19 protein-coding genes are annotated in these 20,462 nt (G+C 73.7%); 11 read left to right on the forward strand and 8 right to left on the reverse strand.

Annotated elements, in window-relative coordinates; translation table 11 throughout:
• The first annotated feature begins 5 nt into the window (after positions 1-5).
• The 3 genes from H7827_RS21770 to H7827_RS21780 all read left to right on the forward strand — a co-directional run bounded on the left by H7827_RS21770 (position 6) and on the right by H7827_RS21780 (position 2,808).
• Positions 6-779, forward strand: a complete 774-nt coding sequence (locus tag H7827_RS21770; RefSeq protein ID WP_030726165.1) for an IclR family transcriptional regulator — start codon at positions 6-8, stop codon at positions 777-779.
• 26 nt (positions 780-805) lie between these two features.
• On the forward strand, positions 806-1,672 hold the full coding sequence (locus H7827_RS21775; protein WP_432747029.1) for an SMP-30/gluconolactonase/LRE family protein: 867 nt from the start codon (positions 806-808) through the stop codon (positions 1,670-1,672).
• A 116-nt stretch (positions 1,673-1,788) separates the two neighbouring features.
• Positions 1,789-2,808 carry an NADP-dependent oxidoreductase gene (locus H7827_RS21780; RefSeq protein WP_432747030.1) on the forward strand — a complete coding sequence of 340 codons (1,020 nt, stop codon included), beginning with the start codon at positions 1,789-1,791 and terminating at the stop codon, positions 2,806-2,808.
• 86 nt (positions 2,809-2,894) lie between these two features.
• Here the strand turns inward: H7827_RS21780 and H7827_RS21785 are convergent, their stop codons facing one another.
• Positions 2,895-3,818, reverse strand: coding sequence for a helix-turn-helix domain-containing protein (locus H7827_RS21785; RefSeq protein ID WP_432747031.1), 924 nt, complete (start codon positions 3,816-3,818; stop codon positions 2,895-2,897).
• A 229-nt stretch (positions 3,819-4,047) separates the two neighbouring features.
• Between H7827_RS21785 and H7827_RS21790 the strand changes: the two genes are divergently transcribed.
• Positions 4,048-4,317 carry a hypothetical protein gene (locus H7827_RS21790; protein ID WP_386537912.1) on the forward strand — a complete coding sequence of 90 codons (270 nt, stop codon included), beginning with the start codon at positions 4,048-4,050 and terminating at the stop codon, positions 4,315-4,317.
• 231 nt (positions 4,318-4,548) lie between these two features.
• A complete protein-coding gene (locus H7827_RS21795) occupies positions 4,549-6,072 on the forward strand; it encodes an alpha-N-arabinofuranosidase (protein WP_030726183.1) in 1,524 nt (507 codons plus the stop codon).
• A gap of 179 nt (positions 6,073-6,251) precedes the next feature.
• Here the strand turns inward: H7827_RS21795 and H7827_RS21800 are convergent, their stop codons facing one another.
• From H7827_RS21800 to H7827_RS21810, 3 genes are all read right to left on the reverse strand, one after another.
• Complete coding sequence (locus H7827_RS21800; RefSeq protein ID WP_432748024.1) at positions 6,252-7,334, reverse strand: protein-L-isoaspartate O-methyltransferase family protein; 1,083 nt, start codon at positions 7,332-7,334, stop codon at positions 6,252-6,254.
• A 189-nt stretch (positions 7,335-7,523) separates the two neighbouring features.
• Positions 7,524-8,189, reverse strand: coding sequence for a response regulator (locus H7827_RS21805; protein ID WP_432747032.1), 666 nt, complete (start codon positions 8,187-8,189; stop codon positions 7,524-7,526).
• Positions 8,186-9,382, reverse strand: a complete 1,197-nt coding sequence (locus H7827_RS21810; RefSeq protein WP_432747033.1) for a sensor histidine kinase — start codon at positions 9,380-9,382, stop codon at positions 8,186-8,188. The genes H7827_RS21805 and H7827_RS21810 overlap by 4 nt, the downstream gene beginning before the upstream one ends.
• A gap of 134 nt (positions 9,383-9,516) precedes the next feature.
• Between H7827_RS21810 and H7827_RS21815 the strand changes: the two genes are divergently transcribed.
• The 5 genes from H7827_RS21815 (at position 9,517) to H7827_RS21835 (ending at position 14,050) form a co-directional block, all read left to right on the forward strand.
• The gene (locus H7827_RS21815) at positions 9,517-10,428 is read left to right on the forward strand and encodes an ABC transporter ATP-binding protein (protein WP_432747034.1); all 912 of its coding nucleotides are present in this window, start codon (positions 9,517-9,519) and stop codon (positions 10,426-10,428) included.
• Positions 10,425-11,243 carry an ABC transporter permease gene (locus tag H7827_RS21820; RefSeq protein WP_432747035.1) on the forward strand — a complete coding sequence of 273 codons (819 nt, stop codon included), beginning with the start codon at positions 10,425-10,427 and terminating at the stop codon, positions 11,241-11,243. Before H7827_RS21815 ends, H7827_RS21820 begins: the two co-directional genes overlap by 4 nt.
• Positions 11,244-11,361: 118 nt before the next feature.
• The gene (locus H7827_RS21825; protein WP_432747036.1) at positions 11,362-11,538 is read left to right on the forward strand and encodes a hypothetical protein; all 177 of its coding nucleotides are present in this window, start codon (positions 11,362-11,364) and stop codon (positions 11,536-11,538) included.
• Positions 11,539-11,753: 215 nt separating this feature from the next.
• Entirely contained in the window at positions 11,754-13,478 is a 1,725-nt protein-coding gene (locus tag H7827_RS21830; protein ID WP_432747037.1) for a PHP domain-containing protein, read from the forward strand.
• Positions 13,475-14,050, forward strand: a complete 576-nt coding sequence (locus H7827_RS21835; RefSeq protein WP_432747038.1) for a hypothetical protein — start codon at positions 13,475-13,477, stop codon at positions 14,048-14,050. Before H7827_RS21830 ends, H7827_RS21835 begins: the two co-directional genes overlap by 4 nt.
• On the opposite strand, the gene H7827_RS21840 is transcribed toward H7827_RS21835, so the two are convergent.
• Positions 14,041-15,012, reverse strand: a complete 972-nt coding sequence (locus tag H7827_RS21840) for a helix-turn-helix transcriptional regulator (RefSeq protein ID WP_432747039.1) — start codon at positions 15,010-15,012, stop codon at positions 14,041-14,043. The two genes, H7827_RS21835 and H7827_RS21840, sit on opposite strands and share 10 nt — an antisense overlap.
• Positions 15,013-15,120: 108 nt before the next feature.
• On the opposite strand from H7827_RS21840, the gene H7827_RS21845 reads away from it, so the two are divergent.
• The gene (locus tag H7827_RS21845) at positions 15,121-15,588 is read left to right on the forward strand and encodes a VOC family protein (RefSeq protein ID WP_432747040.1); all 468 of its coding nucleotides are present in this window, start codon (positions 15,121-15,123) and stop codon (positions 15,586-15,588) included.
• Between the two features lie 70 nt (positions 15,589-15,658).
• Here H7827_RS21845 and H7827_RS21850 read toward each other — a convergent pair whose 3' ends face one another.
• The 3 genes from H7827_RS21850 to H7827_RS21860 form a co-directional block, all read right to left on the reverse strand.
• Positions 15,659-16,516: a protocatechuate dioxygenase gene (locus tag H7827_RS21850; RefSeq protein WP_432747041.1), complete on the reverse strand. Its 858-nt coding sequence runs from the start codon at positions 16,514-16,516 to the stop codon at positions 15,659-15,661.
• A gap of 168 nt (positions 16,517-16,684) precedes the next feature.
• Positions 16,685-19,273, reverse strand: a complete 2,589-nt coding sequence (locus H7827_RS21855; RefSeq protein WP_432747042.1) for an ATP-dependent Clp protease ATP-binding subunit — start codon at positions 19,271-19,273, stop codon at positions 16,685-16,687.
• Between the two features lie 57 nt (positions 19,274-19,330).
• Complete coding sequence (locus H7827_RS21860) at positions 19,331-20,431, reverse strand: aldose epimerase family protein (RefSeq protein ID WP_432747043.1); 1,101 nt, start codon at positions 20,429-20,431, stop codon at positions 19,331-19,333.
• Positions 20,432-20,462: the final 31 nt, after the last annotated feature.

Genomic DNA, 20,462 nt, shown 5'->3' on the forward strand with positions numbered 1-20,462 from the left:
CGGTCATGGGGCGTCGCGTACCGGCGGTCAGCCGTGCGTTGGACATATTGGAGCTGTTCCTCGACGGGGACGGCACGCTCTCCGCGCCCGAGATCACCCGCAGGCTCCAGCTCCCGCGCACCACCGTCCACGAGCTGGTCACCACGCTGGCCGCACGCTCCTATCTCGTCCCGGTCCCCGAGCAGCCGGGCCGCTACCGCCTCGGGGTGCGCACCTACCAGCTCGGCAGCCGCTACGCCGAGCAGCTCGATCTCGCCGCCGAGGGCCAGCAGGTCGCCCGCGCCATCGCCGAGACCTGCGGGGAGACCGTGCACGTCGCCGTCCTGGAGGACGCCGACGTCATCTACATCGCCAAGGTCGACAGCACCCACGCCGTACGGATGGTCTCCGCCACCGGCCGCCGGCTGCCCGCGCACTGCACGGCCGTCGGCAAGATGCTGCTCTCCACCCTGCCGCCCGAGGACCTGGCCGCCCGGCTCCCCGCCCGGCTCACCGCCATGACCCCCAACTCCCTCACCTCCCCCGAGGAGCTGCGCGCCGAGCTGGCGCGGGTGCGGGAGCGGGGCATCGCCTACGAGCAGCGCGAGTCCAATCCCGATGTGAGCTGTGTGGCCGCCCCCGTACGGGACCGGGCCGGCCGGGTGGTGGCGGCGCTGTCCGTCTCGGTGCCGATGATCCGCTGGAGCGAGGAACGGCAGCGGGAACTGGCGGAGCTGGCCGCGCGCGGCGCGGCCGATCTGTCCGAGCGCCTCGGGCACCACACCGGCAACCGGGACTGACCGCACACTTCAGGGAGAGGGTTCGCGTGGCACAGCACCTTGGGCAGGGACTCGACGTCGCGATACGGACACGGGCGGAGCTGGGCGAGGGCCCGACCTGGGACCCGGCGGCCGGGCGGCTGATCTGGGTGGACATCCTGGGCTCCCGCGTCCACTCCCACGACCCGGCGGGCGGCACGGACACCGTCCTGCCGGTCGAGCAGCACGTCGGCGCCGCCAAGCCGCGGGCCGGCGGCGGCCTGGTGGTCAATCTGCGGGACGGCATCGGCCTGTACGAGCCGGACGGCAGCGGCTTCCGCTGGCTGCACCGCGAGGTCGTGCCGGGCCGCCGCGCCAACGACGCGGCGGTCGCGCCCGACGGCTCGCTGTGGGCCGGCAGCATGCGCTACGACCAGGCCACCGGCGGCGGCACGCTCATCCGGGTGGACGCGGACGGCACCGTGCACACCCTCCTCCCCGAGGTCACCGTGAGCAACGGTCTGGGCTGGAGCCCGGACGGCGGCCGGGCGTACTACGTCGACAGCCCCACCAAGCGGATCGACATCCTCACCTTCTCCGACGACGGCGAGGTGCGCCGGACCCCGCTGGTGGACACCAGCGCGATGCCGGGTGACCCGGACGGGCTGACGGTGGACGCCGACGGCTGTGTGTGGGTGGCGTTCTGGGGCGGCGGGGCGGTGCTGCGCTACACGCCGGCGGGCGAACTCGACCGTACGGTCCCGGTGCCGGTCTCGCAGCCCACCGCCTGCGCGTTCGGCGGCGCGGACCTGACGGACCTGTACATCACCACCGCCGCCACCGGCACCGATCCGGCGGCCGAGCCGCTGGCGGGCTCGGTCCTGGTGCTGCCGGGCGCGGGCAGCGGACTGCCGCAGCCGGCGTTCGCGGGCTGAGCCGGAGCGCTTCCGCTGGTGCGGAATGTCCCTGCCGGGGGGAAGGTTGACCAGGGGGCCGCGGTGCGTACCGTGCCGCGGCGCTCCTGAGCCGTCCCCCCACCCGGAGGTTCTCCGTGTCCCTGCCGAGCACCGCTCTCGCCTGGCATCTGGTCGCCCGCCCGCATGGTGTCCCCACTTCCTCGGACTTCGCGCTGCGCGAGATCCCGCTGGAGGCGCCGGGCCCGGGCCGGCTGCTGGTCCGCAACGTCTACCTGTCCGTCGACCCCTACATGCGCGGCCGGATGAACGACGTGCCCTCCTACGTGCCGCCCTACCGGCTGGAGGAGCCGATGGAGGGCGGCGCGGTCGGCGAGGTGCTGGCGGTGGGGGAGGGGGTCACCGGGTTCGCGCCCGGCGACCACGTGCTGCACGGCCTGGGCTGGCGTTCGCACGCGGTGGTGGACGCGGCACGGGCCGGGCGGGTCTCGGAGCGTGACGCCCCGCTCAGCACCTATCTGGGGGTGCTGGGGATGACCGGCCTGACCGCGTACGCGGGGCTGGTGGCGGTGGCCCGGCTGACGGAGGGCGACACGGTCTTCGTCTCCGGCGCGGCGGGCGCGGTGGGCAGTGAAGTGGGGCAGCTGGCCCGGCTGCTGGGCGCGGGCCGGGTGGTCGGCAGCGCCGGCTCGGCGGAGAAGGTGCGCTGGCTGACCGAGGACCTGGGGTTCGATGCGGCGTTCAACTACAAGGACCCGGCGCCGGTCACCGAGCAACTGCGGGAGGCGGCCCCGGACGGCATCGACGTCTACTTCGACAATGTGGGCGGGGAGCACCTGGAGGCGGCGATCGACGCGTTCCACGTCCACGGCCGGGCGGTGATCTGCGGAATGATCTCGCTCTACAACGCCACCGAGCCGCCCGCCGCCCCGCGCAACCTGAGCCAGGTCGTCGGCAAGCGGCTGCGGATCGAGGGAATGCTGGTGGGCGATCACCAGGGTCTGCGCGAGCGTTTCGTTGAGCAGGCGGGCGCGTGGGTGCGGTCGGGTGAGCTGAAGTACGAGGAGACCGTGGTGGACGGCGTCGAGCACACGCTGGACGCGTTCCTGGGGATGCTGCGCGGCGAGAACACCGGAAAGATGCTGGTGCGCCTGTAGGCGCGCGGGGGCAGCGGCAGGACGGGCGACGACGGCCAGGGACGGCGGCGGCCATGGTGCCGCCGTCCCTGGCGGTGCGCGCCGGGTCAGGGGACGGACTCGATCGCGAACACCTGTCCAGGGGCCGCCAGGCACCGCCCCATGACCGCCTCGGCCCCTTCATCGGGCGCCGAGTCGCGGATACCGACGCAGCCCTGCCCCTCGACCCGCAGGACGTACCGTCCGCCCGCGGGTTCGCCGGACGGCTCGATGTGGAAGCGGCTGTCCGTCCGGCAGTCGTCCATCGGCTCCAGCAACCCGGCGCCCGGCCCCTCGGTGAGAACCTTGAGGCAGCCCAGGCCGTAGTCGGGGTGATGCCACTGGATGCGGTACACGTCCCGGCCCAGCGGTTCGAGCAGGGTGTCCTGCGGGGCGACCGCGTCGCACGGCCGCTGTACGGCCACCAGCGGGGTGTACCGGCCGTCGGCCACCCTCCCGTCGGTCAGGCACAGGTCCGGGGCGGAGACCGGGCGCAGCCGTACCCAGCCGCTGGGCAGCGTCGGGTCCCCGGCCGTCAGTTCGTTCTCCGTGCCGCCGGACAGCACCCAGGCCGTGGCGGCGGCGCCGGCCAGGGTCAGCGCCAGGGCCGCGGCGACCAGCGGGCGGCGGTGGCTCGGGCCGGTGGGGCGGGATGGACCGGACGTGGCCGAGGCGGGGGGAGGCTCCGCCGTGACCGGCGGCACGGTGGCGGGTAAGCGGCTGACCCGCGCCCACGACTCCAGCCACAGCCCCGTCCGTGCGCCGTCCCCACAGGCCGTGACGAAGGTGGCCAGCAGGTCGGGCCGGGGGGCGGTCTTTCCGCCGAGGACATCGGAGACGGTACTGCGGGCCAGGACCTCACCCCGTGCCCGCGCCCGTTGTTCGAGCCCTCGATAGGTCAGCCCCGACCGTTCCTTGAGATCGCGCAGCAGCGTGATGAACGCGGCCCGGTCCCGGGCAGCAGCCGGGTCGATGTCCCCCACAGTCGTCATGGCGGACATGATCGGCGCGGGGCCGATCAGCGACTACGGCGGTTCCCGCCAATCTCGGACAGCATCCGGACAGTCCCTGACCAGTCAGGACAACTGTCCGGTGTCCGGGACATCCGGAGCCTCTTGCCGCCGCCCCGGCGGGTCAACAAGCTCTGGGACAGCGGCCATCACCAGCCGCTCGGCAACGGTGAGCCGCTCATCCATCTCATTACATCCCGAGGAGAAACTCATGCGGATCCGTCATGCCCTGGCCACCGCGGCGGCCGGGACGGCACTCGCGGTCGGCGCCCTGACCGCCCCGGCGGCCCAGGCCGCCGAACCGGCGGTGAACAGTGGGCCGATCACTGCGCAGGGCTGGGAGTACTACTCCTGGTACTGGACGTACGCCAACTGCACGAACGAGGGGCAGCGGCTGGTGGCCACCAGCTCGGTCTGGCGGGACTACAAGTGCGAGCCGCACGCCACCAACCTCACTGTTCTGCTCTACCTGCTGCGGTAGAAGGCCGGCCGGCGGGCGGTTCAGAACGGGGGGCCGTCACGCCGGCGGGCCGGCCGCTGGTCGTGCCGACCAGCGGGTGACACGGGCGGGGGAGGAGCCGGCGTGGACGGAGGGGACCCCGTTGACGCCGGCTCCATCCCGCCTTAGATTTTCTTTTTGTTCGAAGCTGCGACCGATGTACGAAATAACGAACACCATCGAACAACACCGTTCAGTCAGTCAGGGACCCGCATGAGTGCTCAGCAGACGACCGCCCGTTTCACCCTCGACCCCGCCTTCGCCGTCTCCGAGGTGGACCCGCGGCTCTTCGGCTCCTTCGTGGAGCACCTGGGACGCTGCGTCTACACCGGCATCTACGAGCCGGGGCACCCCGCGGCCGACGCCGCCGGACTGCGTACCGACGTCCTGGACCTGGTCCGGGAACTGGGCGTCACCGCCATCCGCTACCCCGGCGGCAACTTCGTCTCCGGCTACAAGTGGGAGGACAGCGTCGGCCCCAAGGAGGACCGGCCGCGCCGTCTGGACCTGGCCTGGCGCTCCACCGAGTCCAACCAGTTCGGGCTCAGCGAGTTCATCGACTTCGTCCGCAAGGTCGGCGGCACCCCGATGATGGCCGTCAACCTGGGCACGCGCGGGGTCGCGGAGGCCCTGGAGCTCCAGGAGTACGCCAACCACCCCGCCGGCACCGCCCTGTCCGACCTGCGCGCCGCGCACGGCGACAAGGACCCCTTCGACATCAAGCTGTGGTGCCTGGGCAACGAGATGGACGGCCCCTGGCAGACCGGCCACAAGACGGCCGAGGAGTACGGGCGGCTGGCCGCCGAGACGGCGCGCGCCATGCGGCAGATCGACCCGAGTGTCGAACTCGTCGCCTGCGGCAGCTCCAACTCCGGGATGGACACCTTCGCGCAGTGGGAGGCCACCGTCCTGGAGCACGCCTACGAGCTGGTGGACCACGTCTCGCTGCACGCCTACTACGAGGAGCGGAACGGGGACCGCGACTCCTTCCTGGCCTCGGCCGTGGACACCGAGTCCTTCATCGAGAAGATCGTCGCCACCTGTGACCACGTGGGCGCCAAGCTGAAGTCGAAGAAGAAGATCAACCTCTCCTTCGACGAGTGGAACGTCTGGTACATGAACCCCGAGGCGCCGGCCCACACCGACCCGCCGCAGGAGGACTGGGCCGAGGCGCCGCGCCTGCTGGAGAACCACTACAGCGTGGTGGACGCCGTCGTCTTCGGCTCGCTGCTCATCGCGCTGCTGCGGCACGCGGACCGGGTGAAGGTCGCCTGTCTGGCGCAGCTGGTCAACGTCATCGCCCCGATCCTGGCCGAGCCGGGCGGCCCGGCGTGGAAGCAGACCACCTACTTCCCCTTCGCGGCGGCCTCGAAGTACGGGCGCGGCACGGTGCTCGACGTGCGCCCGGACTCCCCGACGTACGAGACGGAGCAGTTCGGCACGGTCGACCTGCTGCACACCACGGCCGTCAAGAACGACGAGACCGGCGAGGTCACGATCTTCGCCGTCAACCGCAGCCAGACCCGGGCGCTGCCGCTGGAGGCGGTGCTGCACGGCCTGGACCTGACCCGGGTCGTGGAGCACTCGGTGCTCTCGGACGAGGACCCCGACGCGCGCAACACCCTGGAGAACACCGAGCGGGTCGCCCCGCACGCGGCCACCGGCACGACGCTCACCGACGGCACCCTGAGCGCCACCCTGGAGCCGCTGTCGTGGAACGTCATCCGGCTCGCGTGACCCCGTAGCCGCCGGCCCGCACCCCCACCGACCGGGGCCGCCGCCGCCCGCCCATCCCCGGGCGCCGGCGGTCCCACCCAGCTTCGGCTCACTTCCCGGTGCAGATGGGGCAGTTCTCCTTCCGGCGTTTGCCGTCGTAGTGCACCCACACCCACCCCTGGCCCCCGCACGATCCACAGTCAGCCATGGTGCGTATCCCCTCTCGCGGTGAGGATGTCCGTCGCCGGGAAGGCGGGATCATCCAGCCATACGTACTGTCGCTCCCGGGTGAGCCGCAGGCCCATCCGGTCCGGTCCCGGGCAGCCCCGGTCGGTCCATGCGGCGTGCACGTGCTCCGCCTCGTCCCACAGATCACGCGGCCCGCTCTGGGTGACCTCGCCCGCCCGTACCGTGGCGCGGGAGGCGCCGCCGGCCAGGACCAGCTCCCCGTCGCGGCCCTCCCAGGGCAGATCGCCGAGGAGGACGTCGAACAGCAGCTGGAGCCCGGGCGCCGGATCGAGCAGTGGCGCCGGATCGCGGTCCAGTGCGCGCGTCCGGGGCGGCCCCGGGTCGCCGGCCGGGGCGCCCGGTCCCGTCCCGCGCTGGGAGCGCAGCGGCATGAACGCGCAGTCCTCGTGGAAGGTCCCCAGCGCCGTACCGTCCGCGCCGGCCACCAGCCGCAGCAGCCGCATCACGGGCGCGTAGGGCAGCACGATGACGCCGCCGGGGCGGGTCTGCTCGATCCAGGAGTACGGGATCTCCCGCACCCCGGCGGTGATGTGCAGCCGGTCGAAGGGCCCGTGCTCCGGCGCCCCCGCGGTCCCGTCGCCGACCACCAGACGCGGCACCGGCCCCGCCGCGCGCAGATTGCGCTCGGCGACCGCCGCCAGCGTGGGGTCGACCTCGACGGTCGTCACCCGCCCGGGGTCTCCGGTGAGGTCCGCGAGCAGCGCGGCCGTCCAGCCGGTGCCGGTCCCCACCTCCAGCACCCGGTCGCCGGGCGCGGGCGCGAGGTGCCGCAGAAAGGCGGTGATCAGCAGCGGGCTGGACGCCGAGCAGGTGGGCGCGAAGGTGCGGGCCGCGTTCCGCGCCGTCAGCTCGGTCGCCCCGTCGTCCAGTTGGGTGAAGACCACGGTGTCGGAGCACACCGCCGTCCACCACAGGTCGGGATCCCGCTCCCGGTCGATCCAGTACCCGTCGCCCGCCGCGGGCTTGGCCCAGGCCGCGGTCGGAATGAACGCGTGCCGGGGCACCCGGATCAGCGCGTCGGCGAGCGGTCCCATGGGCACGGTCGAACCTCTTCGTGTGGGGGCGGCGATTCCGGCCAAGAGCCCTACCCATCCCATATGCCGTGCAAGCCGCAGGTGGGGGAGGAGCGCTCGGAACGGGACAAAGGCATATGCAGCGCGGGTGCGGACCCGGCGGGCCCACGCCGGCGCGCGGTCCACCGCGGTCTCGCCCGGCACCCGCGCCTACCGGCCCGTCGTCACCAGCCCCGCCTCGTACGCGGTGATCACCAGGTGCACCCGGTCCCGGGCGTCGAGCTTCGTGAACAGCCGGGCCACGTGCGCCTTCGCCGTGGCCGCGCTGATGGTCAGTTCGGCGGCGATCTCCGCGTTGGTCAGGCCCCGGCCGACCAGGGTCAGCACCTCGCGCTCCCGTTCGGTCACGCTGCCCGGCAACGGCCGCCCGGCACCGGGCCGTACCTCCGGCCTGGCCGCGAACTCCGCGATCAGACGCCGGGTGACGCCCGGCGCGATCAGCGCGTCGCCGCCCGCCACCACCCGCACCGCCGTCAGGATGTCGTCCAGCGCCATGTCCTTGACCAGAAAGCCACTGGCCCCGGCCCGCAACGCGCCGTAGACGTGTGCGTCCTCGTCGAAGGTGGTGAGGATCAGCACCCGGGGCGCCCCCTCGCCGCCCGCCGTGATGATCCGGGTGGCCGCGATACCGTCCATGCCGGGCATCCGGATGTCCATCACCACCACATCGGGGCACAGTTCGGCCGCCTGCGCGACCGCCTCCGCGCCGGTCCCGGCCTCGCCCACCACCTCCAGCCCGGCCGTGTCGGCGATCAGCACCCGCAGCCCGGACCGGATGAGCGGCTGGTCGTCGGCCAGCAGCACCCGCACGCTCACCGGACCGCCGCCGCCACCGGCGCCGGGACCGGCAGTGTCGCCGTCACCCGGTAGCCGCCCCCGGGGCGGGCCCCGGCCGTCAGCGAGCCGCCCAGCAGCGCCGCCCGCTCCCGCATCCCGACGATCCCGTACCCGGCGGCCCGCCCGTCGCCCGGACCGCGCCCCTCGTCGGTGATCTCCACCGACAGGTCCGCCTCGCCGAAGCCGACCGTCACCCGGCAGTGGTCGGTGCGCGCGTGCCGCACCACATTGGTGAGCGCCTCCTGCACGATCCGGAACGCCGACAGCTCGATGTCGCCGGGCAGTGGGCGGGGTTCGCCGAGCCGGCGCACCTCCACCCGTACCCCGGCGGCCCCGGCCGTGGCGACCAGCCGGTCCAGGTCCGCCAGCCCCGGAGCGGGCTCCAGCGCGACGGGGCGGCGCAGCGTGCCCAGCATCCGGCGCAGCCCGGACAGCGTCTCGCGGCTGGTGGCCTCGATGGCGCCCAGCGCCCTGCGGGCCTCCGCGGGCCGGGTGTCGATGACCCGGCCGCCCATCCCGGCCTGGAACGCGATGATGCCGACGCTGTGCGCCACCATGTCGTGCAGCTCGCGGGCGATCCGCAGCCGTTCTGCGGTGACCGCCGCCTCGGCGGCCCGGGCCCGCAGCGCCTCCTCGTGCAGCTGACTCTGCCGGATGGAGTTCCCGATCAGCCACGCGACGACGGTCGTCAGCACGACGGTGGCCGCCGTCGAGACCTCCACCGGCATCCCCAGCAGCGAGCGGGTCAGCGCGTACCCGATCAGTACGCCCAGCGCCATCGCGCCGGCGACGGCCGAGGTGCGGCGCGGGCGGGTCGCCGCGATGTAGCACAGCGCCACGATCACCGGCAGGAACTGCAGCAGCGGGATGTCCTTCACCGAGATGCCCGTGGTGGTGACGACCGTGCCGCTCAGCAGCAGGGCGAGCGCGAGCAGGGTACGCCGGGTCAGCAGGCCGGCCGCCGCGACGAGGACCCCCGCGGCGGTCAGCATCGGCCAGCCGGTCATCCGGGAGCGGGGGCCGCCGAACACGAAGTGCCAGGGGTCCATCATCCGGGAGTCCATCACCAGCGTGTACGTGGTGACCGCGAGCCAGAGCAGCACCAGCCACAGCCCGGGCGGGACCCGCCGCAACAGCGAGGGCGGGGCCGGGGGACCGGGGGTGGTGTGCATGACGCCGATCGTAGGACGCGGGAGCGGGCCCGGCCATTGGCCGCCGGGCGTACGCCCACGGGCCCATTGCCGGGCCCCGGTTGCGGCCACCGGGCCGATGCCCCGCGCGGGCGCCGGGCGGCACCGTGGGACGGGTGATCGACGTACACCACCTCACCAAGCGATACGGGCCGGCCACCGCCGTGCGGGAGCTGACGTTCACCGTCAGGCCCGGCCGGGTCACCGGCTTCCTGGGCCCCAACGGGGCGGGCAAGAGCACCACCTTGCGGATCATCCTGGGCCTGAACGACCCGACCTCGGGCACCGCCACCGTCGAGGGGCGGCAGGTCCGGCACCGGCCGCGCGCGCTGCGGCACATCGGCGCGCTGCTGGACGCCCACGACGTGCACGGCGGGCGCACCGCCGCGGCCCATCTCACGGCGCTGGCGGTGAGCAACGGCATCCCCCGGGCGCGGGTCGCCGAGGTGCTGGCCGAGGTGGGCCTGGCGGACGCCGCGCGGCGCCGGATCGGCGGATTCTCGCTGGGCATGAAGCAGCGCCTGGGCATCGCGGGTGCGCTGCTGGGCGATCCGCCGGTGCTGGTCTTCGACGAGCCGCTCAACGGCCTGGACCCGGAGGGCGTGCGGTGGATCAGGGCGCTGCTGCGGCGGCTGGCCGCCGAGGGCCGCACGGTGTTCGTCTCCAGCCACCAGATGCGCGAGGTGGAGCACACCGCCGAGGACCTGGTCGTCATCGGCCGCGGCGAACTGATCGCGGCCGAGACCGTCACCGCGTTCGCGGCGCGCGGCGCCCGGCGGTCCGTCACCGTCCGGGCGCCGCGCGCCGGCGCGCTGGCGAGCGTACTGGCGGCGGCGGGCGGCACCCCGGTGCCCGGCGGGGAGGACGCCCTGACCGTCACCGGGATCACCGCCGCGCGCATCGGGGAACTCGCCCTGCGGCACGGCTTCGTCCTGCACGAACTGGGCACCGCCGCCTCCTCCCTGGAGGAGGCGTTCATGGAACTGACCGCTGACAGCCTCGACCACCTCGCCGGAGATGACCGATGACCCACCGCCCCCGGTTCGGCCGGCTGTTGGCCGCCGAATGGATCAAGCTGTGGTCGCTGCGCTCCAGTTACTGGGTGCTGGGCGCCGGCGCGCTGGCCGTGATCGCGATCAACGTCAACGCGGCGCGCTCCAACGCCGACCGGCTGGCCACCATGTTGCCGTCGCCGGACGGCCTCGATCCGCGCATGATGTTCGACCCGATGCACACGGCGTTCGTCGGCCCCGCCTACCAGATCCTGGTGATCATCGCGGGCAGCGTGGGCGCCATCGCCCTGTTCGGCGAGTACAGCAGCGGCCTGATCCGTACGACGGCGGCGGCGGTCCCGGACCGCCGGGCGGTGGTGGCGGCCAAGGCTGCCGTGGTGACGGCCGTGACCCTGGCGATGGGCGCGGTGGTGGCGCTCACCTCGTTCATCGTTAGCCAGTGGCTGCTGCGGGAGTACGGCGGGCTCTCGCTCGCCGACCCGGGCGCCGCGCGCGCGGTGGCCGCGTCCGCGCTGCTGGCCCCGGTGAGCGCGCTGGTGGGGATGGCGGTCGCCGCCCTGATCCGGCACGCGACCGGCACCGTGGTGACGACCATCGGCGTACTGCTCCTGCTGCCGGCGCTGTTCGGCGGCGACACCTACCGCTGGGTGGCGGAGATCGGGCACGCGATGCCGCTGCCCGCCTGGCAGACGCTCACCCTCAACCCGGCGATGGACTACGACCCGGGCCGGTATCCGGCGACGGTGACCGGGTCCTGGATCGTCCTGGCGGCCTGGCCGCTCGCGGCGGCGGTGACGGCGGTCGCGGTGGTCCACCGGCGCGATCTGTGAGCCCTCCGTGAACCACCACAGGACGTCCACCGAACCGGCCCGGGGCGGGGATTGACGGAGTGAACAAGCGCTTTCTAGGTTGAGGTGTACAGGACGGTTCAGCACACGAGAGGACCCCATGAGCCGCAGCAGGCACCGCAGGCCCACCGGACGCCGCAATCTGGCCGCGGTGGGGGCCGGAGTGCTGGCCGCCGGACTGCTGGTGCTGGCCGGCGGGACCGCCGTGAGCGCGGGTGAGTCCGCGGAGCCCGCCGGTCCGGAACACGGCCGACAGGCGCCTTCCGAGGGTCGCTGACCGGGTCGGGGCGGGGCGGCGGAACGGGCGGGACCGTGCCCGCCGCCCCTCGTCCGCCGCCGATCCCTCGCCGGTTTCTTCGCCGATTCCGTCGGTGATTCCCTGACATTCTTCGCCTTTGTTCTTCTCCCCGTGGCGTCGATACGGGTTCGTGTTCACCTGCCACTCTCAGAGTTCCTGCGGCAGCGACAACGCGTGGACACAGGAGCGAACCCATGGGGCACGGACACCACCACCCGCACGGTCATGACCACGAACACGGTCACGGTCACGATCACGACGAGGAACCCCGGGCGCTTCCGGCCGCCATGGACACGGAGATCCCGGACAGCGAGCTGAGCCCCGATCAGCTCTCCCGGCGCTCCATGCTGCGCCGCGCCGGACTGCTCGGCGCCGGGATCGCCGGCGCGGGCGTGCTGGGGTCCTCCGCCTTCGAGGCCGCGGCCGCCGCCCCCGGCACCCGCCCCACCGGCAACAACGGCCGGGGCAACGGCCGGATGCTGTGGCTGGCCGGGGACCACCACATCCACACCCAGTACAGCTCCGACGGCCTGTACCGGGTCTCCGACCAGGTCCGCAACGGCGCGCGCCACGGCCTGGACTGGATGGTCATCACCGACCACGGCAGCACCAACCACTCCCGGATCGGCGTGGAGAAGGTCAACCCGGACATCAAGGCCGCCCGGGAGCGCTACCAGGACACCCTCGTCTTCCAGGGCCTGGAGTGGAACATCCCCGCCGCCGAGCACGCGACCGTCTTCGTCCACCCCGGCAAGAACGAGGTCGACGTCCTCAAGCAGTTCGAGACCGGCTACGACGGTGCCGTCAAGGGCGCCACCGCCGACACCCCGCAGAACGAGGCCCTGGCCATCTCCGGCCTGAACTTCCTCGCCGAGCAGGTCCAGCGCAAGAAGGTCAAGGCCGCGCTGATGCTCGCCAACCACCCCTCCCGCAAGGGCATCGACTCCCCGCACGAGATCCGCGCCTGGCGCGACGCGCAGCCCGGCATCGCGGTCGGCATGGAGGGCGCCCCCGGCCACCAGGCCGCCGGCATCGCCAAGCCGGGCGGCCCCGGCTCGGGCCGCGGCTACTACGACTCCAGCCCCGGCGTCGGCTCCTTCCCCGCCTACCCGGCCGAGAGCTACCGCACCTGGGGCGGCTTCGACTGGATGACGGCCACCGTCGGCGGCCTGTGGGACAGCCTGCTGGCCGAGGGCAAGCCCTGGTGGATCAGCGCCAACTCGGACTCGCACAGCAACTACGCCGACACCGCCGCCCGCCCCTTTGACACGGACTTCGACGCGAACGGCTTCCACGGCGACCCGGTGTACTCCGGCGGCCTGAACCTGGACGCCGGCGACTACTGGCCCGGCCAGTACAGCCGCACCCACGTCGGCGCCACCAACTTCTCCTACGCCGCCGTCATGGAGGGCATCCGCGACGGCCGGGTATGGGTGGACCACGGCGGGCTGATCTCCGGCCTCGACGCCCGGCTGCGCGGCGGCAACCGCTCCGCCACCCTCGGCGGCACCCTCCAGGTCAAGCGCGGTACGAGCGTGGAGCTGCGGCTGGAGATCGCGCTGGCCAACGGCGCCAACTGGGCCGGTTTCGTGCCCGAACTGGCCCGGGTCGACGTCATCCGGGGCGAGGTGACCGGCGCGGCGCAGGACCGCGACGGCTTCCGTGCCCCCGGCACGAAGGTCGCCCAGTCCTTCGAGGTCAACAAGTCGACCGGCTCCGTCACCCTCACCTACAAGCTGGGCAAGGTCGACCGCCCGGTGTACGTCCGGGTGCGCGGCACCGACGGCAACCGCTCGCAGGTGGGCCTGCACGGCGCCGCCACCGACCCGAACGGTCCGGCGCTGGACGTCGTCGGTGACGCCGACCCGTGGCGCGACCTGTGGTTCTACTCCAACCCCATCTGGGTGCTGCCTTCGTGAGCACGTTCCACGTCATCGGCGTCGACGCCGGGCGGGAGACCGCCACCCTGCGCGCCGCCGACCATGTGCTGCACCGGCTGGCCGGCTTGCTCCCGCTGCCGGCCGGTGCGTACGCCTGCACCCACCGGGTGCGCCCGCCGGGCGAACGGCCGGGACTGGCCCTGTCGCTCGCGGTGCCCGCCGCCGACGCCGGGACGGTCCTGGACCGGCTCGGCGCGCGGGCCGGCGCGGCGGGGGTGCGGTGCGGTACGGAGGCGGGCGCGGGCGCCGCGCTCGCCACGGCCGAGCACACGGGCCGTACGGGCGGCCGGGCGGTGTACTTTCCCGGCTCCGCGAGTCTGCCCGAGCGGCTGACCGTCGCCGAACTCCTCGCCACCACGGCGATCGACGCCGCCGAGGTGCTGGGCGGCACCCCGGCCGACCCGGACACGGTGCTCCTCACCCGTTCCCATGTCCGCCCCGAATGGGCGGACGGGCGGCTGCTGCTGCGGCTGATGCCGGCCCTGGGCGGCACCTATGTGCCGTTCGAGACCCCGGATCCGCACCCCTGTTGCGGAGCGGATCACGACTGAGGGTCCGCGTCCGGCGGCGGGCCGGTGGCCGCCGCCCGCAGCCGGTCGGCCAGGGTACGGGCGGCGGCGGCCAGGGGGCGCGGCCCGACGACGGTGAAGGGGGCGTCGAACCGGGTCACGAGCGCGAGCAGACCGGTCCATGACCACGAGCCCGCCGTGAGGCGGCACGTCCGCTCGGTCAGCTCCTCCACCTCGCCGTCCTCGATCCACGGCGAGACCTCGCTCGCCGGCAGGGAGATGAGGACCTCCCCGGTGCACGGCCACCGGTCCTCGGCGGCCGATCCCTTGGACCGCGCGGCCAGGAAGGTCCGCGCGTCCGGGGCCGGAAGCGGGCGAGGGCTGAAGGGGCCGCCCTCCGGCAGACGCGGGGTCACCCGGTCCAGGCGGAAGACGCGCCAGTCGTCGCGGTCCAGGTCCCAGGCGATGAGGTACCACCGGCCGCCACGGGCGACCACGGCGTGCGGCTCGGCGCGCCGCGCGGGACCGTCCGCCTCTTCGTAGCCGAAGCGCAGGACGTGCCGCCGCCGCACGGCGGCGCTCACCGTCCTGAGCACCCCGGGGTCCACGCGTGCTGCGGGTTCGGAGCCGGTGAACCGGACATCGTCGATCCGGTGGCGCAGACGTGAGGGCATCACCTGCCGCACGGTCTCCAGCGCCCGCGCCGCCGCCTCCTCGATGTCGACCCCGCTCGCGGGGGCGTTCCGCAGGGCGACCGCGATCGCCACGGCCTGGTCGTCGTCGAAGAGCAACGGTGGCAGCTCCGATCCCGCGGCGAGGCGGTAACCCCCGTCCGGGCCCTTCGTCGCGCTGATCCGGTACCCGAGCTCGCGCAGCCGCCCGATGTCGCGCCGCACGGTACGCGGGCTCACCGCCAGCCGCTCGGCCAGCGTTTGGCCGGGCCAGTCGCGCCGGGTCTGCAACAGCGACAGCAACGACAGCATCCGGGAGGAACTTCCGACCATGCACCCGATCCTGCCCGAGGTGGAGGACCGCCGCTGTCCTCTACTGCCGCGAGGGTGGATCCCGCGGCGCACAGGCCGCCGAGGAACCCTCAGGACAAGGACACCCCCATGACCATCAGGACCACCACCCACCTCAACTTCCGCGGCACCGCCGGGCAGGCTCTGGAGTTCTACCGGAGCGTGTTCGGCGGACGGCTCACCCTCGTGACGTACGGAGACCTCGGTGCGCCCAAGGACGCGCCCGGTGCCGGCAAGGTGGTGTTCGGCCAGGTCGAGAACGAGGACGGGTTCCGTGTCATGGCCTACGACATCCCCGGCACGGACGACGCCGACCCGGCCGCGGTCGCCGGGTCCACCCGCCGGGAGAACGGCATGACCCTCACCGACCGCACCTTCTTCCAGTCCGTGCGCGGCGAGACCCTCGACGAGGTCACCGGCTACTGGAAGGCGCTTTCGGACGGGGCCGACATCGTCGAGCCGCTCGCCGCCTCGCCCTGGAGCCCCGGCTTCGGCATCCTCACCGACCGCTTCGGCGTCACCTGGGTCCTCGACGTCCAGGCGCCGTACGCGGGCTGAGGACGCCGGCCCGGCGCGCCTGTGGGCCCCGGTGAGCGCGGCCCGCCCCCCGGCGGGCCGCGCCCGCCGGTCAGGCGGCGCGGGCGGCGGACGCCGCGCGGGCGGCGGCCCTGGCGCGTTCTGCCGGGACGGCCAGGGTGAACGCCGCGGAACAGCCCTCGGTCAGGCCGCGGGTGCCGACCCGCTCCAGGGACAGCAGGCCGTCCCGCTCCCCGCCGCCCGCGTACACGATGTCGCGGGCCAGCGTCGCCGGACCGTCGCCGATGTGCTGGGCGTACGGCTCCAGTTCGTACACCTCGGCGACCAGCTCGTCCGGCAGGAACAGCTGCCCGGTGAAGTGCGTGGCCTCCGCCGCGAAGCCGCCGCTCTCCGGCTCGGCGCCCAGGTGCACCCGGACATGGATGTGCGGGGCGCGCGGGGCGTACCAGCCCGGCACGATGGTGCGGAAGGCGACCCGGCCCTCCCGGTCGGTGACCTGGTAGCCGCGCAGGAAGGAGTCCGGGTCGGCGCCGCTGCGGTCCTCGCGTTCGGCGCGCACCTCGCCGCCCGGGTTGGCGTCGGTGTAGCCCGAGTAGTAACCCCAGGCGTCGCAGTGCCAGACCTCGACGGCCGCGCCGGGGAGGGCCGCCCCGCTGCCGCCGCTGTCCCGCACCGTCAGGTCGAGGGCCAGCGGCACGCCTTGCTTGCCGTCCGTGATGTCCTGCCGGTTCTGGTCGGTGGTCAGCGTGTACGGGCTGTCCGAGCGGTGGGTGGTCAGCTCGTACCAGGAGCCGGCGGTGGTGTCGCCGGTGGGGCCCGCGGTGGGGTGGACGGGGGTGGCGGCGCCGGTGGCGGCGCTCGCGGGGCAGTGGCCGGCCAGCACAAACCCGGCGGCTCCCAGGCCGCCGATGGTCAGGATGCGACGGCGGCTGAGTCTGTAATCCGTCATGAGGATCAAGCTAGGTTCATCATGGTGCGTTGAGCAGAGTCCCGGGCTGGCCGAACAGATGTCGTCCCCGTATGGCGCACCCCGCCCCGGGCCGGCGCCCCGTGCGGCGGCGGCTCGCCGCCCGGACCGCCGTCACCGCCGTCACCGCCGCCGGGCCCGCTCCCGGGTTCAGCTCATGGGCGGCGGCATGCCCTCGCCCTCGGCCCGCTCCTCGGCCTCCTCGTCCGCCGCCGGGGCCACCGTCACCACCAGGTGGCCCCCCTGCTCGTCCGCCGTGATGGTGTCGCCGCGCTCGGCCCGGTCGCCCAGCAGCAGCGTGGCGATCCGGTTGTCCAGCTCCGTCTGGATGGTGCGGCGCAGCGGCCTGGCCCCGTACTCCGGCTGGTGCCCGCGCTCCGCCAGCAGCCGCTTGGCGGCCGGGGTGACCTCCAGGCGCATGCCCTGGGCCCGCACCCGGCGCCGGCTGCGCTCCAGCAGCAGGTCCACCACGCGCTCCAGGTCGGCGTCCGACAGCCGGTGGAAGATGATCGTCTCGTCGATCCGGTTGAGGAACTCGGGCGGGAAGCCGCGCCGCAGCTGCTCCAGCAGTTCGGTCCTGATCTCGTCGACCTCACCGCCGTGCGACAGGATCAGGTCGGCGCCCAGGTTGCTGGTCATGATGACCACGGTGTTGCGGAAGTTGACGGTGCGGCCCTGGCCGTCCGTCAGCCGCCCGTCGTCCAGCACCTGCAGCAGCAGGTGGAACACGTCGGGGTGTGCCTTCTCCACCTCGTCGAAGAGCAGGACCCGGTACGGCTGGCGGCGCACCTGCTCGGTCAGCTGCCCGGCCTCCTCGTACCCGACGTAGCCGGGCGGGGCGCCGACCAGCCGCGAGACCGTGTGGCGTTCCTGGAATTCGCTCATGTCGAAGCGCACCATCCGGCTCTCGTCGCCGAACAGCAGCTCGGCGAGGGCCTTGGCCAGCTCCGTCTTGCCGACCCCGGTGGGGCCCAGGAAGAGAAAGGAACCTACGGGCCGGTCCGGGTCGCCCATCCCGGCGCGGGAGCGGCGCACCGCCTCCGAGACGGCCGTGACGGCCTCCTCCTGGCCGACGATCCGCTCGTGCAGGGCGTGCTCCAGGCGCAGCAGCCGGGCCCGCTCGCTCTCGGTGAGCTGGGCGACGGGGATGCCGGTGGCGCGCGAGAGCACCTGGGCGATGTCGTCGGCGGTGACGGTGCGCACGCCCTCGTGGTGGTCGGACCCGCCGCCGGGCGCCGTTCCCTCGGCCTCGACGGTGGCGAGCTGCCGCTTGATGTCGGCGGCCCGCTCGTAGTCCTCGACCGCGATGGCCTGGTCCTTCTCCCGGTTGAGGGAGGCGATCCGCTCGCGCCGCCGCTGCCCGTCCGCCCCGCCGGGGCCGCCGCTGAGACGCACCCGGGCGCCGGCCTGGTCGAGCAGGTCGATGGCCTTGTCGGGCAGGAAGCGGTCGGACAGGTAGCGGTCGGAGAGTTCGGCGGCGGCGGTCAGCGCCTCGTCGGTGAAGCGCACCTGGTGGTGCGCCTCGTACGCGTCCCGCAGCCCCTCCAGGATCTGGACGGTCTCGGTGACGGTCGGCTCGGGGATGGTGACCGGCTGGAAGCGGCGCTCCAGGGCGGCGTCCTTCTCGATGTGCCGCCGGTACTCATCCAGCGTGGTGGCGCCGACGACGTGCAGTTCGCCGCGGGCCAGGGCCGGTTTGAGGATGTTGGCGGCGTCCATGCTGCCCTCGCCGCCGGTGCCGGCGCCGACGACGGTGTGCACCTCGTCGATGAACAGGATGGTGGAGCGCTCGGTGGCCCGTACCTCGTCGATGACGTTCTTCAGCCGCTCCTCGAACTCGCCCCGGTACTTGGACCCGGCGAGCAGGGCGGTCAGGTCCAGGGCGACCACCCGCCGGTCGGCGAGGGTGGAGGGCACGTCACCGGAGACGATGCGCTGCGCGAGGCCCTCGACGATGGCGGTCTTGCCGACGCCCGGCTCGCCGATCAGCACGGGGTTGTTCTTGGCGCGCCGGGAGAGGATCTCGACGGTCTGCTCGATCTCCTCGGCGCGGCCCACCACCGGGTCCAGCCGGCCCGCGCCCGCCTCCTCGGTCAGGTCGCGGCTGTACAGGTCGAGGGTGGGGGTGTTGCTCTCCCGCTCGGTGGCGGCGCCGGGCATGCCCATCGCGCCGGGGCCGCGCACGGGCTCGGCGGGCCGGCCGGGGCGGGCGGATTCGCGCAGCCGTGCGCTGTCCACCCGGGCGTCGCCCAGCAGCAGCCGGGCCGCGGCCGAGTCGGGGTCGTCCAGCAGCGCGCCCAGGATGTGCTCGGGGCCGATGTAGGACACGCCGGCCGCCCGGGAGCGCGCGTGCGCGGCGATGAGGGTGCGTTTGGCGGAGGGGGTCAGGCCCAGTGGGGTACCGGCCCTCGTCCCCGGGTGCGGCAGGGTGTCCTCGACCCGTTCCGCCAGCCGGTCGGGGTCCGCGCCGGCGGTGGTGAGCAGCCCCCGGGACGGTTCGACCTGGGTGGCGGCCCACAGCAGGTGGCCGGTGTCCAGATCCTCGCTGCCGTCCCGGGTGGCCCGGCCCGAGGCGAGCGAGATCAGCTCGCGCGCGGCGTCGGTGAGCAGCCGCCCGATCGGCACCCGCTGGACGGCGGGGGGCGAGGCGAGCGGCGACATCCCGAAGAAGCGGTTGAGCAGATCGGAGAACGGGTCGGGCGAGGAGGACGACGACGAGGATCCGAAGGGCAAGCTCATGCTCTCCACTACAGCAAGAGCCACCAAGCCCCGCAAACCGGCGCAAACCCCACCCGGCTACACGGTCGTGAAGGTGTGCACCGTGCTGCTGCGGTAGGTCTCACCGGGCCGCAGCACGGTGGAGGGGAAGCCGGGCCGGTTCGGCGAGTCGGGGAAGTGCTGGGTCTCCAGGCAGACCGCGTCACCCTGCCGGTACGCCCGCCCCGAGGAGCCCACCAGCGAGCCGTCCAGGAAGTTGCCGCTGTACAGCTGCACCCCCGGCTCGGTGGTGGCCAGCTCCATGACCCGGCCCGAGCGCGGGTCGCGCAGTGTGGCGGCGTACCGCGGCTCCTGGCTCGTCCCGGCGTCCAGCACCAGGTTGTGGTCGTAGCCCTGCGCGTACCGCAGCTGCTCGTGCCCGGTGCGCAGATCCCGGCCGATCGGCTTGCCGGCCGGGCCCGTGAAGTCGAACGGGGTGCCCTGGACCGGGGCCGGTTCCCCGGTCGGGATGAGGGTGGGCCCCACCGGGGTGTAGCGGGAGGCGGCCAGCCGCAGCTCGTGGTCCTCGACGCTCCCGCTGCCCTCCCCGCCGAGGTTGAAGTAGGTGTGGCTGGTCAGGTTGACGAGGGTGGGGGCGTCGGTGGTCGCCGTGTAGTCGATCCGGAACGCCCCGCCGTCCGTGAGCGTGTAGTCCACCCGTACCTCCAGCGTTCCCGGGTAGCCCTCCTCGCCGTCCGGGCTGGTCCGGCGCAGGGTGAGCCCGGTCCCCAGCGGCCCGTCGAAGGGGGTGGTGTCCCACAGCCGCCGGTCGAACCCGGTGTTCCCGCCGTGCAGGCTGTGTTCGCCGCTGTTGACCGGCAGCCGGTGCTCCCGCCCGTCGAGCGTGAACCGCCCGCCGTCGATCCGGTTGCCGTAGCGGCCGATCAGCGCGCCGAAGTACGGGGACGCGCCGCCGGCCGCGTACGGCGCCAGGTGGTCGAAGCCCAGCGAGACGTTCGCGAGCCGCCCCTCCCGGTCCGGTACCTCCAGGGACTGCACGATCCCGCCGTAGGTGAGCACCGCGAGCCGCAGCCCGCCGCGCGCCAGCGTCCATCGGTCGACGCCGGTTCCGTCCGGCAGGGTGCCGAACGGGGTGCGCGCGGGCGGGGCCGCGGCCGTGCGGTGCTCCGTGGTGCTCATGTTGCCTTGTGCTCCTTCATGTGCGGGAGCG

This window comes from Streptomyces sp. JH002, from assembly GCF_050916115.1.
Classification (GTDB): Bacteria; Actinomycetota; Actinomycetes; order Streptomycetales; family Streptomycetaceae; genus Streptomyces; species Streptomyces xiamenensis.

What these genes read in the sequence shown, in the direction of transcription:
- H7827_RS21770 (WP_030726165.1), top strand. Translation starts at nt 6, where the DNA reads ATGGGGCGTCGCGTACCGGCGGTCAGCCGTGCGTTGGACATATTGGAG.
- H7827_RS21840 (WP_432747039.1), bottom strand. Translation starts at nt 15,012, where the DNA reads ATGGTCGGAAGTTCCTCCCGGATGCTGTCGTTGCTGTCGCTGTTGCAG.
- H7827_RS21795 (WP_030726183.1), top strand. Translation starts at nt 4,549, where the DNA reads ATGAGTGCTCAGCAGACGACCGCCCGTTTCACCCTCGACCCCGCCTTC.
- H7827_RS21810 (WP_432747033.1), bottom strand. Translation starts at nt 9,382, where the DNA reads ATGCACACCACCCCCGGTCCCCCGGCCCCGCCCTCGCTGTTGCGGCGG.
- H7827_RS21820 (WP_432747035.1), top strand. Translation starts at nt 10,425, where the DNA reads ATGACCCACCGCCCCCGGTTCGGCCGGCTGTTGGCCGCCGAATGGATC.
- H7827_RS21850 (WP_432747041.1), bottom strand. Translation starts at nt 16,516, where the DNA reads ATGACGGATTACAGACTCAGCCGCCGTCGCATCCTGACCATCGGCGGC.
- H7827_RS21800 (WP_432748024.1), bottom strand. Translation starts at nt 7,334, where the DNA reads ATGGGACCGCTCGCCGACGCGCTGATCCGGGTGCCCCGGCACGCGTTC.
- H7827_RS21845 (WP_432747040.1), top strand. Translation starts at nt 15,121, where the DNA reads ATGACCATCAGGACCACCACCCACCTCAACTTCCGCGGCACCGCCGGG.
- H7827_RS21855 (WP_432747042.1), bottom strand. Translation starts at nt 19,273, where the DNA reads ATGAGCTTGCCCTTCGGATCCTCGTCGTCGTCCTCCTCGCCCGACCCG.
- H7827_RS21790 (WP_386537912.1), top strand. Translation starts at nt 4,048, where the DNA reads ATGCGGATCCGTCATGCCCTGGCCACCGCGGCGGCCGGGACGGCACTC.
- H7827_RS21825 (WP_432747036.1), top strand. Translation starts at nt 11,362, where the DNA reads ATGAGCCGCAGCAGGCACCGCAGGCCCACCGGACGCCGCAATCTGGCC.
- H7827_RS21785 (WP_432747031.1), bottom strand. Translation starts at nt 3,818, where the DNA reads ATGACGACTGTGGGGGACATCGACCCGGCTGCTGCCCGGGACCGGGCC.
- H7827_RS21860 (WP_432747043.1), bottom strand. Translation starts at nt 20,431, where the DNA reads ATGAGCACCACGGAGCACCGCACGGCCGCGGCCCCGCCCGCGCGCACC.
- H7827_RS21830 (WP_432747037.1), top strand. Translation starts at nt 11,754, where the DNA reads ATGGGGCACGGACACCACCACCCGCACGGTCATGACCACGAACACGGT.